We start from the raw sequence: 1,534 nt of genomic DNA on the forward strand, positions 1-1,534 counted from the left end.
TCCGAAGTTGCGAAAACCAAGCTAAAGTAGGGAGTGTGGTGTGTCAACGTACAAGATACATTTGTTCTCACCGTAGGGACTACGGGTAGAGCCTGCTAAGATAACCGATGGATACATCGGTGTTCGCAGGAATCTCCCACTTCAAACAGTCCGTTAGGACGTTAAGTGGTGAGTAGTTCAATTCTCATCATTTTACAACTTACTTTCAATAAAGATTCTTCTTTCACTTTATCCCTTCTTCGTAGATACCAATTATGCAAGCTTTCACTCGATTCAGGTCAACTAAATACTTGTCTGGTGTCTCGTCCTCTAAGGTGTGCGACAATGAATAGTCTAGTTCTTTTCTGGGAAATTCCGCAATCGGTTGAGATGATAATTTGCCATTCTGCATCATATCTGACTTCATCCTCATCGTCACAGTATGTACATTTCTTTTCATTTCTTCATTTCCAGTTCACTCGCTGCGGTCATACACTTATCGCAAAATTTACATCTATTTCTTCATCATTTGGATTACATGTTCCCTTACTACACATCGGACAAATATCAACCCTCTCTCATTCTCCTACTAAAAAAACTCAATATTCCGCAAATATTAAAAACAAAGCTTTAAAATCTTCCTTAAATTCTTCCCACCCTAACTCTCTTGGTCGAGAGCCAAGCAGCTAGCTTTTTACTTTAGTACAGGCACCTATTTATTAACAATGGAATAAACTATCTCGAACCTTACTTTTCAGTCATTATTTGGTTCATGACTCACAAACATAACAAAAATGAATAGAATAGGGTTCTAAAAACAAGCACTCTGGCACAAGTGCTTGTTTTACTTTGTTGATTTTCTACAAAATATAATATTTATTTACTTGTTACCATTTGATTAGACTAGCATATATTTATTGACATATTATTTCTTCACTCCTTTTTTGGGTTAAGATGCTGCAGATTGCTCCGTATTATATTTTTCTTCTGACTTTGCAACAATCATTGCACAAATTGCATCACCGGAAATATTTACAGCTGTTCTAGACATATCTAGAATGCGGTCAATACCAATAATTAAAGCGATACCTTCTACCGGTAGATTGACTTGATTTAAAACCATTGTAAGCATTACAAGTCCAACACCTGGTACACCCGCAGTACCGATACTTGCTAATACAGCAGTTAATACGACCATAGCTAATTGTGCTAATGTAAGTTCAACGCCGTATACTTGAGCGATAAAAACTGTTGCTACACCTTGCATAATGGCAGTGCCGTCCATATTAATTGTAGCACCTAATGGTTGAACAAAAGAGCTTATAGCTTTTGGAACGCCAAGCTTATCTTGTGCTGTTTTCATTGCAAATGGAAGCGATGCATTAGAGCTAGATGTACTAAATCCAATTGCCATTACTGGTCCGAAATGTTTAAAGAAACGAACAATACTTTCTTTTGCTAATACCTTTAATAAGCCGCCATATACAAAGACCCCGTGAATAATGAGTACTAACATAACGACAATCATATACTTGAACATCGCAGCGACGCCTGC

Annotated in this window: 2 protein-coding genes; both read right to left on the reverse strand. The window is 37.3% G+C overall.

The genetic code is table 11. The features are described from left to right. Positions 1–278 precede the first annotated feature (278 nt). On the reverse strand, positions 279–377 hold the full coding sequence (locus tag ACZDYH_RS30295) for a hypothetical protein (protein ID WP_474888032.1): 99 nt from the start codon (positions 375–377) through the stop codon (positions 279–281). Between the two features lie 551 nt (positions 378–928). Then, on the reverse strand, positions 929–1,534 hold a 606-nt coding region (locus tag ACZDYH_RS30300), incomplete at its 5' end, for a dicarboxylate/amino acid:cation symporter (protein ID WP_474888030.1).

It is taken from the genome of Bacillus sp. EB V-12, from assembly GCF_056158125.1.